12 protein-coding genes are annotated in these 17,393 nt (G+C 57.2%); 6 read left to right on the forward strand and 6 right to left on the reverse strand.

Annotated elements, in window-relative coordinates:
* Positions 1-101 precede the first annotated feature (101 nt).
* Positions 102-1,451, forward strand: a complete 1,350-nt coding sequence (locus tag Q1W15_RS22955) for a carbohydrate porin (RefSeq protein ID WP_300733018.1) — start codon at positions 102-104, stop codon at positions 1,449-1,451.
* Positions 1,452-1,557: 106 nt separating this feature from the next.
* Entirely contained in the window at positions 1,558-2,421 is an 864-nt protein-coding gene (locus Q1W15_RS22960; RefSeq protein WP_300733022.1) for a D-hexose-6-phosphate mutarotase, read from the forward strand.
* A 201-nt stretch (positions 2,422-2,622) separates the two neighbouring features.
* Here Q1W15_RS22960 and Q1W15_RS22965 read toward each other — a convergent pair whose 3' ends face one another.
* The 3 genes from Q1W15_RS22965 to Q1W15_RS22975 form a co-directional block, all read right to left on the reverse strand.
* Positions 2,623-5,346 carry an RHS repeat domain-containing protein gene (locus Q1W15_RS22965; protein WP_300733025.1) on the reverse strand — a complete coding sequence of 908 codons (2,724 nt, stop codon included), beginning with the start codon at positions 5,344-5,346 and terminating at the stop codon, positions 2,623-2,625.
* Between the two features lie 5 nt (positions 5,347-5,351).
* Positions 5,352-10,526, reverse strand: a complete 5,175-nt coding sequence (locus tag Q1W15_RS22970; RefSeq protein ID WP_300733028.1) for a SpvB/TcaC N-terminal domain-containing protein — start codon at positions 10,524-10,526, stop codon at positions 5,352-5,354.
* A gap of 136 nt (positions 10,527-10,662) precedes the next feature.
* Complete coding sequence (locus Q1W15_RS22975) at positions 10,663-11,523, reverse strand: MurR/RpiR family transcriptional regulator (RefSeq protein ID WP_300733187.1); 861 nt, start codon at positions 11,521-11,523, stop codon at positions 10,663-10,665.
* Positions 11,524-11,732: 209 nt separating this feature from the next.
* On the opposite strand from Q1W15_RS22975, the gene zwf reads away from it, so the two are divergent.
* The 3 genes from zwf to Q1W15_RS22990 are packed head-to-tail and all read left to right on the forward strand — an operon-like array spanning position 11,733 to position 14,585.
* Positions 11,733-13,202 (forward strand): glucose-6-phosphate dehydrogenase, encoded by a 1,470-nt coding sequence (zwf, locus tag Q1W15_RS22980; RefSeq protein WP_300733031.1) that lies wholly within the window; start codon positions 11,733-11,735, stop codon positions 13,200-13,202.
* Complete coding sequence (gene pgl / locus Q1W15_RS22985; RefSeq protein ID WP_300733034.1) at positions 13,189-13,902, forward strand: 6-phosphogluconolactonase; 714 nt, start codon at positions 13,189-13,191, stop codon at positions 13,900-13,902. The genes zwf and pgl overlap by 14 nt, the downstream gene beginning before the upstream one ends.
* Positions 13,899-14,585: a bifunctional 4-hydroxy-2-oxoglutarate aldolase/2-dehydro-3-deoxy-phosphogluconate aldolase gene (locus Q1W15_RS22990; protein ID WP_300733037.1), complete on the forward strand. Its 687-nt coding sequence runs from the start codon at positions 13,899-13,901 to the stop codon at positions 14,583-14,585. Before pgl ends, Q1W15_RS22990 begins: the two co-directional genes overlap by 4 nt.
* A gap of 105 nt (positions 14,586-14,690) precedes the next feature.
* Here Q1W15_RS22990 and Q1W15_RS22995 read toward each other — a convergent pair whose 3' ends face one another.
* Positions 14,691-14,927 (reverse strand): DUF3820 family protein, encoded by a 237-nt coding sequence (locus Q1W15_RS22995; RefSeq protein WP_300733040.1) that lies wholly within the window; start codon positions 14,925-14,927, stop codon positions 14,691-14,693.
* A gap of 209 nt (positions 14,928-15,136) precedes the next feature.
* On the opposite strand from Q1W15_RS22995, the gene Q1W15_RS23000 reads away from it, so the two are divergent.
* Complete coding sequence (locus tag Q1W15_RS23000; protein ID WP_300733043.1) at positions 15,137-15,604, forward strand: PA2169 family four-helix-bundle protein; 468 nt, start codon at positions 15,137-15,139, stop codon at positions 15,602-15,604.
* A 113-nt stretch (positions 15,605-15,717) separates the two neighbouring features.
* Here the strand turns inward: Q1W15_RS23000 and Q1W15_RS23005 are convergent, their stop codons facing one another.
* A complete protein-coding gene (locus Q1W15_RS23005; protein WP_300733046.1) occupies positions 15,718-16,188 on the reverse strand; it encodes a MaoC family dehydratase in 471 nt (156 codons plus the stop codon).
* A gap of 75 nt (positions 16,189-16,263) precedes the next feature.
* A complete protein-coding gene (locus Q1W15_RS23010) occupies positions 16,264-17,208 on the reverse strand; it encodes an alpha/beta hydrolase (protein ID WP_300733051.1) in 945 nt (314 codons plus the stop codon).
* Positions 17,209-17,393 lie beyond the last annotated feature (185 nt).

Below are 17,393 nucleotides of genomic sequence, written 5' to 3' on the forward strand. Positions count from 1 at the left end.
TCTGCGCACAAAAAAACGCCAGCAAGGACTTGGCGTTTTCTGGAATCAACGTAATTCGTGCTCGACATAATGGTTCATAACAAAAAGACGAGGGTCTAGGGATGAAAAAGCAACACGGCGCGACTCGGCGGGTTTGCCAACTGTCAGCGATGACAGCACTGCTTCTTTCTGCCCATGCGATGGCGGACGAAGCGTTCAGTGCCGATTCGAAATGGATGACGGGCGACTGGGGCGGTGAGCGCACCCGGCTGATTGAGCAGGGCATCGACATCAAGGCCGACTACGTGGGTGAAGTCGGCGCGAACCTGGGCGGTGGCTACAACCATGACAAGACGGCGCGCTACAGCGATCAATTTGGCCTGGGCGTGGCCCTGGACCTGCAAAAGCTATGGGGCTGGGACAACACCCAGGCCAAGATCCAGCTCACCAACCGTAACGGCCAGAACATCTCCAACGACCGTATCGGCGACCCGCGTGCCGGCACGCTGAGTTCGTCTCAGGAAGTCTACGGCCGTGGTCATATGGTGCGCCTGACCCAGTTGTACATTCAGCATCAGTTCCTCGACGGCAAGCTGGACGTCAAGGCCGGTTACTTCGGTGAGGGTGAAGACTTCAACACCTTCGCCTGCGACTTCCAAAACCTGGCGTTTTGTGGTTCGCAAGTGGGCAACTGGGCCACCAACATCTGGTACAACTGGCCGGTCAGCCAAGCGGCCCTGCGTGTGAAGTACAACATCACGCCCCAGTTCTATGCGCAGATCGGCGCGTACAACCAGAACCCTTCGCAACTGGAGCACGGTAACGGCTTTAAACTCAGTGGCAGCGGCACCAAGGGCACCGTGCTGCCGGTCGAGCTGGTGTGGCTGCCGAAGGTCAATGACCTGCCGGGCGAATACCGTGTCGGTTACTACAAAAGCACCGCGCCCGCCAATGACCTGCGCGAAGACATCAATGGAGCCGATGCCGCCACCACAGGCCAGAGCTACCGTGTTCGTCACAGCAAGCACGGCTACTGGATCGTGGCGCAGCAACAGCTCACGAGCCATAACGGCGATGCTTCACGTGGTTTGAACATCGCGGTCAACGCCACCTTTCACGACAAGGCCACCAATATCGTCGACAACTATCAGTCGCTGATGCTGGTGTACAAGGGACCGTTCGATGCGCGGCCCAAAGATGACATCGGCATTGGTGCTGCCCGCATTCATGTCAACGGGGAAGTGAAGAAAAACGCTGAATTGGCCAACGCCGCCCTGGGGGTCACCGACTACAGTGATCCGCTGTACGCGCCACTGCGCTCGACCGAATATAACTACGAGCTCAACTACGGCATTCACGTGACCAACTGGCTGACCGTTCGCCCCAACCTGCAATACATCGCCCACCCGGGCGGCGTTGATCAGGTGGATAACGCATGGGTCGCGGGCCTGAAAATCCAGTCAACGTTCTAGGCATCCGCGACTAAGTTTCTTGCTCCTTGTTCCCTCCAGCGGATAGCCTTGGCTATCCGCTTTTTTATAGCGTGCACACCGGCATGATTTTCAGGACATGTGGCACATGCATGAGCATCCGCTTCACCGTTTTTTCAAATCCCGGCGCGAGCAACCGATTTTTCAGTGGGAACGCTTTCAGCAGCGCGACGTGCTGGTGATCGACCACCCGCACTGTCAGGCGGTTTTCAGTCGCCAAGGCGCACAATTGTTGCACTTCAAACCCACCGGGCAAAAACCTTGGCTGTGGTGCGCTGCGAAGTGGCCGCAGGTGGGAGCCATTCGCGGTGGTGTGCCGATTTTTTGGCCGTGGTATGGGCGCCACCCCCATGAGAACGCATGGCCCTGTCATGGTTGGGCACGGTTGATTGACTGGAAACTGGTGGACAGCAGTGCGGACGAAGAGGGCGTCAGCCTGCATTGGCGTTTGCAATTGTGTGATTGGCAAGTGGATTTGCACGCACGCCTGGGCGAAGAGATGGAGCTGCGGTTGAGCACCGAACATCAGGATGATGAGCCTTGTCAGGTCAGCCAGGCCCTGCGGGCCTATTGGCGTATTGGTGACGTGGCCGAGGTAGCGCTATCCGGCCTGGACGGTGCACGCGGCTATGATCAGCTCAACCGCGAAGCGTGCTTGCAGCAGGGCGAATTGCGGGTTGAGGGCGGCTGCCAGCGTGTGTTTCAGCACGAAGGTGAAATGCAACTCAACGACCATGCCTGGCAGCGTGCGCTTGGCATTGACACCGGAGACACCGGCAACACGGTAGTCTGGCACCCGGGCAAGCGGCCGTTGCTGGGCGTCAGTTGGAATGAAGTGATGGGCTTTGTGTGTGTCGAGTCCACCAGCGGGGAGGGCAGCGGCCAGAGCCTGGCCCCGGGTGAACAAGCACACCTGAGCTTGCAGGCACGGGCGAGGTTGGTGGAGGCTTGAGTGCGTGCTCTACACCTTACTGATTTACGTGCGGGTGTAATCAGTAAGGTGTCTTTGAGGTCATTAGGTTCTGTACGCAATGTATCTGCGCTCGGTGATGCTGCGTTGAAAACAGGCTCAGAATGCTCATTTACACCACGTAAAGTCGTACGCGACCCCGGCCGTTCCTCGCCTGTTTTTCGCTAGAAAACAATGTGCCCACTAATACATGCTCGCTATTTTGATGAGCAACGGCTGTGTCTTGTCTGACAGAGCCCATGAAGTGTGTGCGTCGAAAAGTTGTTGGGCAAAGCGTGGGTTTTTTTGCGCATAGGCAAGGTAGCGAGTTGCTGTAGTGAACGAGTCTGCATTGTTTTTTGACAGATTTATATTGGCCGATTTTTTTACCTTCTGCTCCTGTGTCAGAGGCTCTCCGGCTATTTCTCCTTCCAGCATAGGCAAGGCGGCCAAGTCGACCAGGTTGTGATAGCCAGGGGTGTGTTTGACCAAGATGTATTTGACATCTTCAGTCTTCAACGTGCCGTGAGAGAGTTCGTGAATAGCGATATGTGCAATATGCTCTACACTCAAGTGCGGCAGATCACTGATTTCTTTGATTTTTTGGGTGTACGCTGTCATGTATTTGAGGCGGCTATTGTTTTCGTTATCGTATTTCAATACATCAAGCTCGGCTGCTGCGTCTTCATTGGTTGCCTTGATTTTTTTGTATTCAATATTTTTTGACGTTTTGAGTTGTTTGAGTCCGTCGCTTACTTTTTCTATTTGCGCGGACCAGCGATCCAGATACGACACGTCAAGTGTGCCGCCGAAAAAAATCTGACCGATGTGTAAGGCTGTACTGGAATTCTGCTCTTTCTTTAGAAATTCCTGGGCCTGGCCCAAGCGCTCAATGGCCAGCTTTTTGGCTTTTTTGAAGGTTTTGATTTCCGCGCGAGCTTCACTGGAATCCAATCCACTCTCATCCTTGAATCGCATCGGGCTATTTCTAAGCATTCTGAATAGATTCAACCCATCCACATCTCCCGCCGGGTCCGGGTTTATCCACCTCGCCAGCCACGGTGCGTAATAGCGAAAACCATAGTAATAAAGCCCGCTGACATCGCGTTCCTTGCCTGAATACCGAATGGTTTTGTACGCGGCCTCAACGCCTGAGCGGGCGGCCCACCACGCGGTTCCGCCGAAAGGGTAATACCCTTCGTGGCTGATGATGGCGGCGTTTTTATCCACCTCCAGCGTACTTGAACCCAAATGGTCATCCAGGGAGTAACGCAGCACATCATTAGCAGGCGCATGAGGGTTCCCGACCTCCCAGTGCAGGCAGCGAACTCCCGCTGCGATGACAATGTGCAGGCACTGACCTTCTCGGGTGTGTATTTCCAACCCCGGCAAGTAGCGGACGTCTGAAATATCTATCGCCGCTTTGTTGTGTCGCGTCGTGATTTTGCGCAGGCGTTGGCCTTGGGCATCGTAGATGTAACGCTCGTCGTCATCCAAACCCTGTGAGCGAATCACTTGCACGGTTCGGCTGAGTTGATTGCTCAAGTCCCATTCCAGTGTTTGGCCGGGTTGTAACGTTTGCAGGTTGCCATTGGCATCGAAGCGGTTTTCGATCTCGCGGCCCCCCGTGGCAGGCATGCCCCGATTACTGTCAGGCGCGACCTGCAGCGTTCGGGTGTAAGACTCATGGCCTATGTGGCGCAACTGAATCAGGTTGCCAGCCGTATCGTAATCATAGGTTTGGCAATAGTTGAGCAGTTGGCTCAGGTCTCCCGGGTTGGGCATTCGGCCGGGCAACTGTGGCCCAATGAGGGCACCCATGGCTTCACGGCCTGTGGCTTCGATCAATTGGTACAGGCTGTCGTAGCGGTAGGTGTTGATGGCAGATATGTGTTGATGGGTGAAGTGACGGTCGGGTTGGGCCAGGTCTGTTATTTGAACCACGTTACCCACGGGGTCATAGGTATAGTCCAGCGCTTGCAAGGTGCTGCCGGGGCGGCGGGAGACCAGCCTTTTCAAACGCCCGTCGGCCGGGTCGTAAAAGTGACAACGTGTTACGCCACACCCCAGAGTCTGCTGTTCTATCTGGCCAGAGGCACCATGTGTCATACGGTGCATCACGGTAACTGGCGAGCCGTGCTGCAATTGCACGGTAGCGCCTTTTAGTTCACCTGCCACGGTATAGGCGGTGAGTTGCTGATGACCCATGGCATCAATCTGGCTGAGCCTTTCACCCAAGGTGTTGCAGCGCCAGAGGGTGGTTGCGCCGTTGCCCGTCTCCAGTCGTGCGCCGGGCTCTTGTACGGGGATTTGCACGGGAGCGGGAACAGGTAAGGGCCAATTCGGGGGATCGAGTTGATTCAAAAAGTGGCGGGTTTCACTGAGGGAGATCCCCGTCACGGCGTAGTCTGCAAACAGGCATGTCCCGGCCGCATCGTCCTGACGAATAAGGCACCCGCATTGGTTATGAAGCGCGGCCTGTTCTGAAAAAGCGGCATAACTCAGGCGTCCAGTCACGCGGTGTTCGGTTTGAGTCTGGCCTTTTTCGTAAATCGCCACCGGCCGCGCCAAGTCATCGAACACCGTTCGCCAATGGCTGTATCGGCCGTCCCAGCGGTCTACGGTATTGGCGTTCTCATCTGTCAGGCTCAAACGCCACCCGGCATCGACACTTTCAAGGAGTACCACCACGCCGGACAAACTGAAGACTGTGCGTTGATTGGGGTCACTCAGGCGTGGGTCAATTTCGGCCACCGGCCACCCCCTGGCATCATGGCGGTAACGGGTGGCTTGTTCGATGGCCTGCGCGTCCGCGCTGCTGCGCCGATACTCAACGGCCCGCACCGCCAGACCGCGCGGGTCCGTCACGGTGAGTGCGGGCGTGCGGTGGTGGTGGCCAGGTTCAGACGGGCCCGGTTGTTTGATCATTCCGCCTAGCCTTTATTCGTCATGACCCTCAAGGTTTTGATCGGGAATGTCATGGCCTGCGCTTCGTCTTTGCCGGAGAAAGCCACTTTGAAAATGATCTTGAGTGTGCTGTTCTCGGCCAGCTCTTTGAGGTAGCTATAGCTGGCTAATTTGCGCAAATACCCTTGACGAATTTCATTGCTGTTGACGCTGGCTCCGGCCCAAAGTCTGATGTTGTGCGGCGAGCCATCGGCCTTTTGCCCTTCCAGCAGTAGCCAGACCTTTTGGCCTACAGCAACCAGGGGCCAGGTCTTAATGTCAATATAGCTGCCGTTTTGTGACCATTTTAAATAGATTGTCCCGTTATCATCCTTCTCAACGTGCAGCAGAGAGCCCAGTAGCGCCGGCGGTAGCTCGGCCACCTGCAGCGTTAAACACGCCGAGGTTTTATTCCCTGTGCTACGCGTCACGGTGTAGTTGAGCGTTACAGTTTTTCCGATATTGGCAGCCACAACCGTGGCAGGTATCTCAAAAAGCACGCGCTCTGGGGCGGTCTCAAGGGTTGTGGTGCGGCTGGTCGTGCCTGCCCCGGCAACGCCTTGCCACGTCAGCGTTAGGTTGTCACCTGGCTGCATGTCCAGGTACTCAACCCGCACGGTTACGCCCTGGAGGGCTTTCAGAGGGTCAAGTTGATTGCCGCCGGCTTCCAGCACAATGGGGGCTTTGAGCGTTTCCAGCGCTTCCTGATGCAGATCGTTTTCATCCTCGCTGATGGTGTACCAGGTCAGGTAGGTCTGGCGGCGCCAATAACCTTTGGCCGTGACGGTCAGTGTCGGGCGGCCCAGAGGGTCGTAAAACTGCTGGTCGCTGTAACCGAACCGACGAAAGGACTCATCGTTGATGTAGCGAAACTCACTCGCGAAATAAGGCCGGTACACCCGAATAGCCAAACCTTTGTTGTTGTATTCAACTCGCTCACTCACGCGCCAGCGCTGAGGGCTGGGTGCCTGTATGGGCTGGCCGTCCGCTGTTTCAAGGTTGCCGGCTTCATCCACGTGATAGGCAATCCCCGGCTCAACTTTCTGCTTGCTCTGCAGCGTGCGACCAAACCCGTCAAAGCACGCCAGGCTGATACGGATCTGGCGCTCAGCGTCATCCGGGTAGCGATCGGCCAGTAACACGGCGCTGTACACCGGTTCGCGCGATATGTTGTCGACAACACCAGCCCAGCCATTGATAGAGGTACGCCTGCGGCCTTTGGCGCGCAGGTGCCCGGTGGGCATGATGTCACCGGCCGCGATATGTTGCTGCATCAAGTCAGGATTATCTTGAAATGCCTGAGGTACCCGGCCCATCCAACTGAAGGGGTCGTAGAAGCTGGCCGAGGCGACACGTCCCAGCGCTATTTCGGGGGACTGGATCGCGGCTGCCGGGTCTTTGGAACTGGCCAGGAAGCCGCTGACAGGATCGAAGCCGACCGGCTCACCGCGTTCTGTGCCATAAAAGCTGGTTGCGCGAAGTTGGCCGAAGGCGTCGAACAGCGCCTCTTGGGTGTTTTGGTTGGGGTCGATAATTTTCCAGGGCTGAAGCGTCCGGTAATCATGGACTGCGACAGTAGTGCAACCGTCGGGTGCCCTGACGCTGACCGGTGTCAGGCAGTAAGGGTCATAGCTGACGCTGGTTGTGCCCTGGCTGAGCGTGGGACGAAAGGTCTTGATGGTGTAGAACTTGTCGAGGTCCTCGTATTGCGCGAACCCGCGTTTGACGGACCACAATACAACGGCGTTGTCAGGCGGCATAAAGACGGACATGCGCTGATAACCAATCTCCAGCAGGCGCGCTTCCAGTTCGTCGGGTTGCATGACGCGGTCATAGGCGCTCAGTGCAACAGCGTCCAGCTCAGCTGTTTCAACGGCATCCATCAGTGCCGGAAAGTGGGCTATGCCGTCCGCAAGGGTGTTTGTCCTGTCGGTGTAACGCTGCACACTCAGGCCTGTGAGTTCGCGTTCGGAGCGGGGTTTAAGCGGGCCCTCGATATCGTCAATCAGGTATTCATAACTGATCAGCGGTGAGGGTAATGCGCAAGTGGGCAGAACCAGAGCGTTACTGCGTGCGCGATAAGGCAGGCCCAGTTGCCAGCCTTGCGCATCGGTCAAGTGAATGGCTTCGGCCAGGCTTTCATTCACGTAATAAAACTGCTGCGCTTCATCATGGGATGCCAGCCACCAGGTGTTTTGGTGTTCTTCCTCAAACGGTCCCGGGTGGGTGCTGTTTTTACGCCGTGGGTAGTTGATCGACACGGCATGGGTCGAGTTGCCAAAGCAGTCCCAACGCAGGCCGATGCTGTGCGCGCACAGTGGGTCGTCGTAAAAACGGTCGTACTGGTAGCTGATGGACTCCAGTGGCAGCACCTGCATGGAGGCGTAAAGCTGGCCTTTATCCGAGGCCTGGGGGATGAGCTCGCGCACCATGAAGCGGTTGTGTTGCACAGAGTACAAAGGGCGCGTGTTATCCGCCGCCAAGGGGCCGAGTACCTCAACTCGCACTGTCGAGCCGCTGAGCGCACGGGCCAGTTCGCGTTGCTGTGCGTCGGTGGGCTTGACGATCACACGGTCTTTGCAGGCGGATGTTGTGTCTGGTTCGCACCGCGTGAGCAGAGTGGCCCCCAGCCCCTTTGCAGCGCTATCCCGGGTGTCTTGACCCCGCGCGGGGTAGTCCGTGAGTCGCCCGGTGTGGAACCAGGTTTTGGTCTGCACCGGTGGGGTGTTACCCGAGCCGGCGTCAAAGCCGCTGGTGTCTTCTGTATCGGTTTGAATCAGCAGGCCAAACCCCCGGGTTTCACGTTCGAAACCGTCGTAGAAACCCTGGCGGTACTGAAAATGTTGCGTCAGCCGACTGCCAGTGATTTCGTCGAATTGGGTCTGTTGCTTGACCACGTGCATAGGGAAGGGCAGGTAGGACACGGCCGGTTGATGGGTGCTCAGTTCACGTTTCTCATCCAGCCATTCCTGGGCCGAGCTGCGATAGCTGACAGTGCCCACCGCGCCCATGTTGTTGTTGGTTTCAGAGAGCAGGTATGGTTTGGCGTGCACAAAGTCGCAGCGCCAGTGGCGGGGCGACCTATGCGGTACCGTCAGGATCAGGCTGGAACAGCCCAGCCCTTGCAAGTCGGCGGTGCTGACCTGGCAAAACCGGTCATAGCGCACACCGATGGGCCACGGCAGCGTTTGCTTATCGGCAAAACCGTTACCGCAGCGGTTCATGTAAATCTCGATCGCGTCGGCTGTCAGGTACATCAGGTCGGCCGCTCCAGAGCCGTCCAGGTCGGCCAACAGGATGCGCGAGGCATCAAATTCGGCGTAGTCGAACGGTAGGTCGGCCAGTTTGAAGCCCTTGCCAAAATTGCCACGGCCCAGGTTTGGCCAGCAGCGTATTTCGTTATGACGGATTCGAATCAAATGCTGTTGGCCGCTACCGAGCACATCGCTGAACGCCACCAGTTCGCTGCGGCTGTCACTCAGAATGGGCAGCGCATCATCGTTCTCAGAAGCGTTTTTGGGGGCGTTGTGAGGCACCTCCAGCGCATTGGCGAACCCGTGTTCTCGCTGGTTGGCATAGAGTCGCACGCTGCGGGTACCGATCAGTGCCAGGTCGGACAGGCCGGCACCGATCAAGTCGGCCATCTGGCCTTGCGGGCTGAAAAACTCTTGCGGGAATGCCGAAAACGTTGCGAAGCGCGACCAGCTACGGTCCGGGTTCAGCGTGAAAAAACCACTGAGCCCTGGTTGGGCCACTATCCAGTCCAGTCGGCCGTCTCCGGTCAGGTCGGTCAGTGATTGGCGCACGGGTTTGTTGGCGTCAGCCACCGGGATAACGGGCAGCGCATGCCAGGCCCCGTAGCTGACTTGATCAGGATCGCTGACAAGCTCGGCCCGCACAGGCTCGCGGTACAGCCAGTTTTTATCGTTGCGGTACAGCACTCCGGGCAGGCCTTCACCGTATAAGTCCAAGAGTTGGTACTGCTGGCCATCATTGAGGCCCGGCATGGCGTCAAACGGGGTGTAGCGTTGCTCACCCAGAGTGAAGGCGGCGTAACTGAACTCGACCGGCGGACGGTACTCGGGTTCGCCCTTGGCATCGTAGGCCATAAAGTGCGCGGCGGTGAGGTGGGTGTAGGACAGCTCGCCCGTTTCATATTCCAGCAGCAGGCGCTGAACCAGCTGCGGGGTTGGACCCAGTGCGGGCTCCTCCGGGAAATAATGGAACATCAACACCTGATGGCACAGGCGCAAATTGCCCAGTTCGAAACCGTAAGTAAAACTTGAGTGTGGGTCACTGCGAACTGGCCAGCTGTGGTTGGCGGGTTCCTCGTAAGTGGGCTTTTCAGTCAGGGTGGTGCTGCGCTCGCCATAGTCGAACACCAGGTCGAAATGCCATTTCAGCGCGTTGAGTTTCTCTTCGTTCCACACATACAGGTTGTCATGGGCAATGAAGTTGCCGTAACGCACTCGGCTTAGATAACTCTGAGCCTTGTAGTTACGGGGGCTGTTCTTGTCGAAGTTGGCGTGGTCTTCGGGCTTGTATTCGTACAGCACATGCTCACCGCGCACGTTCAGCGTTTCTTCCAACAGCCATTCGGCCACCTTGAACTCATCATCAGGGTGGGCGGTACGTGCACTTTTGCTTTTTCCATAAACAGCCAGGCTGCCGTCGGCACCATGTATCAGCCAAAACCCCGAATGACTCGGGTGGCTCCAGTATTCAATGCGCTCAAATGCCCCTTCGGCACGAGGGAAGTAGCGAGTGACTTGGTACGTAGAGCCAACAGGCTCCTTGCGATACTCACTGACTTCAGTGAAGACGATTTTGCCCTGGCTATCGAGCTCAGGCATCCAGACGTCCCCACTGGGGCCGACAATGACATCGTCGTGTGTATAAGCAGGCACGCCTTTGGTGGTGCGTCGGGCGATACGGGGCACACTGGCGGCCCAGCCCAAACCGAACAGGCCGTTACCGCTGGCGCTGCTGTAACTCAGGCCCAGAGAAGGGGCATAGCCGCGGCCGGCTGAAATGGGCAGCGCAAGCGAACACGACGCTGCGCCTGAGCTGCCGACGGCTCCCCAGCCTTTGCCAATGCTCTGAATGGCACCACCGCCTTTAGGCAATGCAGGGGTCGAAACACTCAGTGGTTCTTGAGTCATATTGCTGAACTCCTGCCAGGGGAAGGTACCTTGGAGAATTCAGCTTATGGAATATTCCTACATGTGTAACCTGTCATATCTGACAGTGTTTTTGACGTGATATCGCCCCTGAACGGGGGCAATCCGTGCCGTCGTTTCAGTTGAACTCGTCGCCCACCGGGTAACGGCTGGCGTTGAGGCTTTCCTTGATTTTGCGCAGGTGCGGCTGGAAGTCCACGCCTCGGCGCAGGGTCATGCCGGTGGCGAGCACGTCCAACACCGTGAGCTGGATGATGCGTGAGGTCATCGGCATGTAAATGTCGGTGTCTTCAGGCAGTGGGATGTTCAAACTCAAGGTGCTGGCTTTGGCCAGGGGTGAGTTTTCGGCAGTGAGCCCCAGCACCGAAGCCCCATTGGCGCGAGCAATGCGTGCGACTTCCACCAACTCGCGGGTGCGCCCTGTGTAGGAAATAATCACGAAGAGCTCACCCGTGTGCGCCACGGAGGCAATCATGCGTTGCATCAGCACGTCGGCATGCGCCGTGACGGCGAGGTTGAAGCGAAAGAACTTGTGTTGTGCATCCAGCGCCACGGGGGCCGAGGCTCCCAGCCCGAAGAAATGGATCTGGCGGGCCTGGATCAACAGGTCGACCGCGCGACTGATCAGGTTAGGGTCCAAGGCCTGGCAGGCGCTGTCCAGCGAGGCGATGGCGCTGCCAAAGATTTTTTGTGTGTAGGCCTGCGGGTTATCGTCCGCTTCGACCGCGCGGCTCACATAGGCGGCACCGCTGGCCAGGCTTTGCGCCAGTTGCAGTTTGAGTTCGGGGTAGCCGCTGACACCGAATGAGCGGCAGAACCGGTTGACCGTGGGCTCACTCACCGACGCCGCCTGAGCCAGCGCGGCAATACTGAAACGCGTCGCCTGTTGGGGGTTCTGCAGGATGATTTCAGCCACTTTGCGCTCAGCTTTGTTCAGCTCTTCGAGGCGGCCTTTGATTTGTTCGAGTAAGTTTCGCACGCGGTCCATTTATGATCCTTGGTTCAGCGATGCAAAGAGAGACGCTCTGCAGCGGCCCTGTTAAGGAGGCCTATCCTACTGATGGCCTGTTACGACCACTAGCAACAATCTGCAATTTGAGAAAATGTTGTGTTTATTACTACATTTTTCCTTGAGTGATGCCTTAAAAAAAGGTATTTGTAGCTTAACTTGATAAAAGAACAAACATCATGTCTTTGATTACGGTTGAACCGTGCACCTTTGCCTTGTTCGGCGCGTTGGGCGACCTGGCCTTGCGCAAGCTGTTTCCTGCCTTGTACCAACTGGACCGTGCAGGCCTGTTGCACAGCGACACGCGCATTTTGGCGCTGGCGCGTGAACCGGGCGATGCGCTGAGCCATCTGGCGCACATTGACAGCCAATTGCGTCAGTACCTGGGCCCCAAAGAGATCGAAGACGAAGCGATTACCCGATTTCTGGGGCGTTTGAGTTACCTGCATGTGGATTTCCTGGAGGTTGACGATTACGTGCCGTTGGCGGAGCTGGCAGGCACGGCACAGCGGCTGATCGCCTACTTCGCCACCCCGGCAGCGGTGTACGGAGCCATTTGCGAACACCTGTCCACGGTCGGCTTGGCTGAAAACACGCGGGTGGTCCTGGAAAAACCGATTGGCTCGGACCTCGATTCATCGCGCAAGGTAAACGACGCCGTGGCGCAGTTCTTTCCCGAGAACCGCATCTACCGCATCGACCATTACCTGGGCAAAGAGACGGTGCAAAACCTCATTGCCTTGCGTTTTGCCAACAGCCTGTTCGAAACCCAGTGGAACCAGCGCTACATCTCCCACGTGGAAATCACCGTGGCCGAGAAGGTCGGCATTGAAGGGCGCTGGGGTTACTTCGACAAGGCCGGTCAACTGCGCGACATGATTCAAAACCATCTGTTGCAGTTGTTGTGCCTGATTGCCATGGACCCGCCTGCGGACCTCTCGGCCGACAGCATTCGCGATGAGAAGGTCAAGGTGCTCAAAGCGCTGGCCCCGATCACGCCCGAAGGCCTGACCACTCAAGTGGTGCGTGGCCAATACATTGCGGGCTACAGCGAAGGGCAATCGGTGCCAGGTTATCTGGAGGAAGAGAACTCCAATACCCAGAGCGACACTGAAACCTTCGTCGCCCTGCGTGCCGATATTCGCAACTGGCGCTGGGCCGGGGTGCCGTTCTACCTGCGCACCGGTAAGCGGATGCCGCAAAAGTTGTCGCAGATCGTTATCCACTTCAAGGAACCGTCGCACTATATCTTCGCCCCCGAGCAGCGTTTGCAGATCGGCAACAAGCTGATCATTCGCCTGCAACCGGATGAAGGCATTTCCTTGCGCGTCATGACCAAAGACCAAGGGCTGGACAAGGGCATGCAGCTGCGCAGCGGCCCGCTACAACTGAATTTTTCCGACACGTATCGCAGTGCGCGGATTCCGGATGCCTACGAGCGTCTGTTACTAGAAGTGATGCGCGGCAACCAGAACCTGTTTGTGCGCAAAGACGAAATTGAAGCGGCATGGAAATGGTGCGACCAGTTGATCGCCGGCTGGAAGAAGTCCGGTGATGCGCCCAAGCCTTATGCGGCGGGTTCCTGGGGGCCGATGAGTTCCATTGCATTGATTACGCGGGACGGGAGGTCTTGGTATGGCGATATCTGATGTGAAACTGCCCGAGGGGGTCACGGCGCACACTTTCAAAACCCCGTTGGCATTGGCTGATGGGCTGGCGGTTGACGTCGCGGCGTGGCTCCAGGCGGCTATCGACAAACAGGGTGTTGCGACGCTGGTGGTGTCGGGCGGTCGCAGCCCGGTGGCATTTTTTCAGCACCTGAGCCAGCAGCCTGTCGACTGGGGCAACGTGGTCGTCAGCCTGGCCGATGAGCGCTGGGTGCCGGTGGAACATGCCGACAGCAATGCCGGCCTGCTGCATAAGCATCTGTTGCAAGGCCCGGCCGCGAAGGCCAAGTTTGTAGGGTTGTACAACGTGGCCTCTACGCTGGACGAGGCGGCCGAACAGGCCGACCGTCAAGTGGCTGAATTGCCACCTATTGATGTGCTGGTGTTGGGCATGGGCGACGACGGTCATACCGCTTCGCTGTTCCCCAACAGCCCGAACCTGGACAAAGCGTTGGACCTGGGCAATGAGCGCCGTTGCTGGCCGATGCTGGCCCCCAGCGTGCCTCACCAGCGCTTGAGCCTGAGCCGCAGCCTGCTGGCGAGCGCGACCCACACCGTGCTGTCGATTCAAGGGCCGGCCAAATTGAACATTCTGAACGAAGCGCTGGCCGGTGATGATGTTGCCGCCTTGCCGATTCGTGCCTTTCTGCAACCCACGTTAGAGATTTACTGGTGCCCATGAGCCAAGGATCAGCTGCCATGACCATAAAAACCGCGAACATTTCGATGGCCGAAAAAGTCGCCATAATTGATGAGCTGTGCGCCAAGGCGCGCATCCTGCCGGTGATTACCATCGCTCGCAGGCAGGATATCTTGCCGTTGGCTGATGCGCTGGCAGCGGGCGGCTTGACCGCACTGGAAGTCACCCTGCGCTCTGAGTTTGGTCTGGAAGCGATTCGCGTGTTGCGTGAGCAGCGCCCCGAGCTGGTGACCGGCGCGGGTACCATTCTGGATCGTCATATGCTGGCCGCGGCTGAAGAAGCCGGTTCGCAGTTTATTGTGACGCCTGGCATCACCCGCGACTTGCTTGAGGCTGGCGCGGCCAGCGATATCCCGCTATTGCCGGGCATCAGCAATGCTTCCGGGATCATGGAAGGCTATGGCCTGGGGTATCGCCGCTTCAAACTCTTCCCGGCCGAAGTGAGTGGCGGCGTGGCGGCCATCAAAGCCCTGGGCGGCCCGTTTGGTGAGGTGAAGTTCTGCCCGACCGGCGGTGTTGGTCCGGCGAATATTCGCAACTACATGGCGTTGAAAAACGTGATGTGCGTGGGCGGTAGCTGGATGCTGGACAGTGAGTGGATCAAGAACGGCGACTGGGGCCGGATCCAGGAGTGCACCGCGCAAGCCCTGGCGCTGCTGGATTGAGTGTGATGTAACGATTTCGTTGGGTGTTCTACGTGTTTGGTGCGCTTGGTCGGCGCACCTTTTTTTTGCCTGGTGTTTGAGTCCGCGCTCATACGCGCCGCGCCATCAATGGCGAGGTTTGGGCTTGGCGTGTTTGGCGCGTAGCGGGTCGAGCAGGTCTGACAGGCCGTTGTGATCGATCTCTTGCATCAGTGCCAGCAACCCCCCTAATTCACCGTGAGGAAAGCCTTCACGGGCGAACCAGTTCAAATACTGGCCCGGCAGGTCAGCAATGATACGGCCCTTGTATTTGCCGAACGGCATTTCACGTGTCACCAGCAATTCGAGCTTTTCAGGGTTCATGCAGTGACCTTTAAGTGCATTTAGCGATGGGTTGGAAAATACAGGTATTCTGCATGCAGGCCAATTGACAGATCATGCAAATAAACCGACTCCGAAGTTCAAATAAAAACACAAGTTATTGATAGTTAAGGTTTTTTAATGATTCAACAACCTGGCACAGGGCATGCAACCTCTATTGCACGATCCTCAACCCTGTAAGGAATTGAACAATGACTGACCTTAATAAAGAAGCCATTAGCGTCCTGAACGATCTGATCGAAACCAGTAAAGATGGTCAGGAAGGGTTTAAAACCTGCGCTGAAGACATCAAGCACCCTGAGCTCAAAGCCTACTTCTCCACCCGTTCGGCAGATTGTGCCAAGGCCGCAGCCGAGTTGCAGGTCAAGGTCCGCGAACTGGGTGGCGATCCGGAGACCAGCACCAGTGTGGCGGGTGACTTGCACCGCCGTTGGTTGGATGTGAAATCCGTGTTCACCGGCAAAGACGAAGAAGCGGTGCTCAATGAAGCCGAGCGCGGTGAGGATCACGCCATCAAGGCTTACAAAGAAGCACTGGAAAAAATCAGCAAACACAACCTGCTGGCCATTCGCGAACTGGTTGAGCGTCAGTACTTGGGCGTGCAACAGAATCACGACAAGGTTAAGGCGCTACGCAATCAGGCTCGTGCGCGGGCTTGAGGGCAAACTGAGAGCCGCTAGCCCTGTATAAAGGCGGGCGTGTTGCGATACAACCCACCGCGCATCGATGGGGTGAATCGCGAACACGCCCGCTTTTGTGTGGGCGGTGATAGTTAGCCGATGCTGATGGCCGGCAAGGTGGGCAGGGTTACGGTCTGCTGTTTGCGCGGTGCCAGGATTTCAGCTTCGCCATCGACGACCAGTTCATCGCGCTGGTTGAACACGCGGGTGGCAATACGCACGCGAAACTTCGGTAATTTCTCCAGGATTTCCAGACGCACGGTCAGTGTGTCACCGATTTTTACCGGTTTTTGAAAGCTCATTTGCTGACCGATGTAGATGGTGCCCGGCCCAGGTAGCTCGCAGGCAACCGCGGCGCTGATCAAAGCACCGCTGAACATGCCGTGAGCGATGCGCTCCTTGAACATGGTGGCGGCGGCAAACTCAGGGTCCAGGTGGACCGGGTTGTGGTCACCGGACATGGCCGCAAATAGCTGAATATCACGCTCTTCAACGGTCTTGCTGTAGTGGGCAGTCTGACCGACTTCGAGGGCTTCATATGGGGTGTTGGTAACCTGAGTCATCTAGCGCATGTCCTGTGACGAATGTTTGATTTCAATATTCTGATTTTAAAGGGTTTTTCTGTAACAAAGACCGACTTATTCCGTCCGTGGCGGGCGCGTTCGGCTGAGTGACTGGTTCAGCCAATGAATGACGTCTGCGGTGACAGCGTCGCGGTTGGTTTCGTTGAACAGCTCATGTCGCGCTTGTGCGTACACGTTGAGTTGCAGGTGTCGGTTACCCGCTTCTCGCAATGCCTTGGCCAAGTCTTCAAGGCGCTTGCCTTGGCTGACGGGGTCACAACTGCCACCGATCACCAGGATGGGCAGGGCGCAATCAATCTGATTGAGATTGGACGCTTTACTGATTTGCTGCAAGCCGCCAAGCAAGTCGACCCACAGTTGGTTGGTACACCGAAACCCGCACAGGGGATCGTTGGCATAAGCATCTACCTCGGCCGGATCACGGCTGAGCCAGTCGTAGCGCGTGCGATTGGGTTTGAATGCTTTGTTGAACGCGCCAAAGGAAAGCCACTCGATGAGCGGGCTACGGCCTTTGGGCCCCTGACGCCAACGTTCGAGGCGGGCGATCAGGCTGGCACTGCGGTAGAGCGCGACAGGCTGGAAGTTGGAGCCACTCAGGATCGCACCGTGCAGGCTGGCACTGTGATGCATGACATACGCTTGAGCGATGTAACTGCCCATGCTGTGACCCAGCAGTACAATCGGTAGCCCCGGGTGCGCCTGTTTGACGTGTTGATGCAGGCTGGCCACATCGCAGACGACTGAATGCCATCCGTCCTTATCGGCAAAGTGCCCCAGTGTGCCGCGCTCGGCCGTTTTGCCATGCCCGCGTTGGTCATGGGCGTAGAGCCCATAACCGGCTTGGCACAGTGCGTGGCCCAGGCGCGCATATCGGCCAGCGTGTTCGGCCATGCCATGCACCAGCAGCACAATGCCCTTGGGCGGGATCGCGGGCAGCCACTGATGCACGAAAAGACCGCTACGGTCATTTGCGTCCAGCCAATAAGTCGTGGAAGTCATGACGTTTCCTTGTACCCGGTGGTAGCAGTGTATAGCGCTTTGGCGCAGAGACCCTGTTACGCAGCGCGACGGAGTAATAGGATTCAAGATGTTAATGGCGAAGTTCGCCGTATTTGCCTACTACTTCATTACTGTTAACGTCGGATCACGCTGCGTTTCATGGGCTTTCAAGTGCGGCCAGGCAC

It is taken from the genome of Pseudomonas sp. (assembly GCF_030150285.1).
Taxonomy (GTDB): domain Bacteria; phylum Pseudomonadota; class Gammaproteobacteria; order Pseudomonadales; family Pseudomonadaceae; genus Aquipseudomonas.

Bases quoted from the DNA above. Each gene is read 5' to 3' on its own strand.
- Q1W15_RS22990 (WP_300733037.1), top strand. From the start codon at position 13,899: ATGAGCCAAGGATCAGCTGCCATGACCATAAAAACCGCGAACATTTCG.
- Q1W15_RS22965 (WP_300733025.1), bottom strand. From the start codon at position 5,346: ATGATCAAACAACCGGGCCCGTCTGAACCTGGCCACCACCACCGCACG.
- Q1W15_RS23010 (WP_300733051.1), bottom strand. From the start codon at position 17,208: ATGACTTCCACGACTTATTGGCTGGACGCAAATGACCGTAGCGGTCTT.
- Q1W15_RS23000 (WP_300733043.1), top strand. From the start codon at position 15,137: ATGACTGACCTTAATAAAGAAGCCATTAGCGTCCTGAACGATCTGATC.
- zwf (WP_300733031.1), top strand. From the start codon at position 11,733: ATGTCTTTGATTACGGTTGAACCGTGCACCTTTGCCTTGTTCGGCGCG.
- Q1W15_RS22970 (WP_300733028.1), bottom strand. From the start codon at position 10,526: ATGACTCAAGAACCACTGAGTGTTTCGACCCCTGCATTGCCTAAAGGC.
- Q1W15_RS23005 (WP_300733046.1), bottom strand. From the start codon at position 16,188: ATGACTCAGGTTACCAACACCCCATATGAAGCCCTCGAAGTCGGTCAG.
- Q1W15_RS22955 (WP_300733018.1), top strand. From the start codon at position 102: ATGAAAAAGCAACACGGCGCGACTCGGCGGGTTTGCCAACTGTCAGCG.
- Q1W15_RS22960 (WP_300733022.1), top strand. From the start codon at position 1,558: ATGCATGAGCATCCGCTTCACCGTTTTTTCAAATCCCGGCGCGAGCAA.
- Q1W15_RS22995 (WP_300733040.1), bottom strand. From the start codon at position 14,927: ATGAACCCTGAAAAGCTCGAATTGCTGGTGACACGTGAAATGCCGTTC.
- pgl (WP_300733034.1), top strand. From the start codon at position 13,189: ATGGCGATATCTGATGTGAAACTGCCCGAGGGGGTCACGGCGCACACT.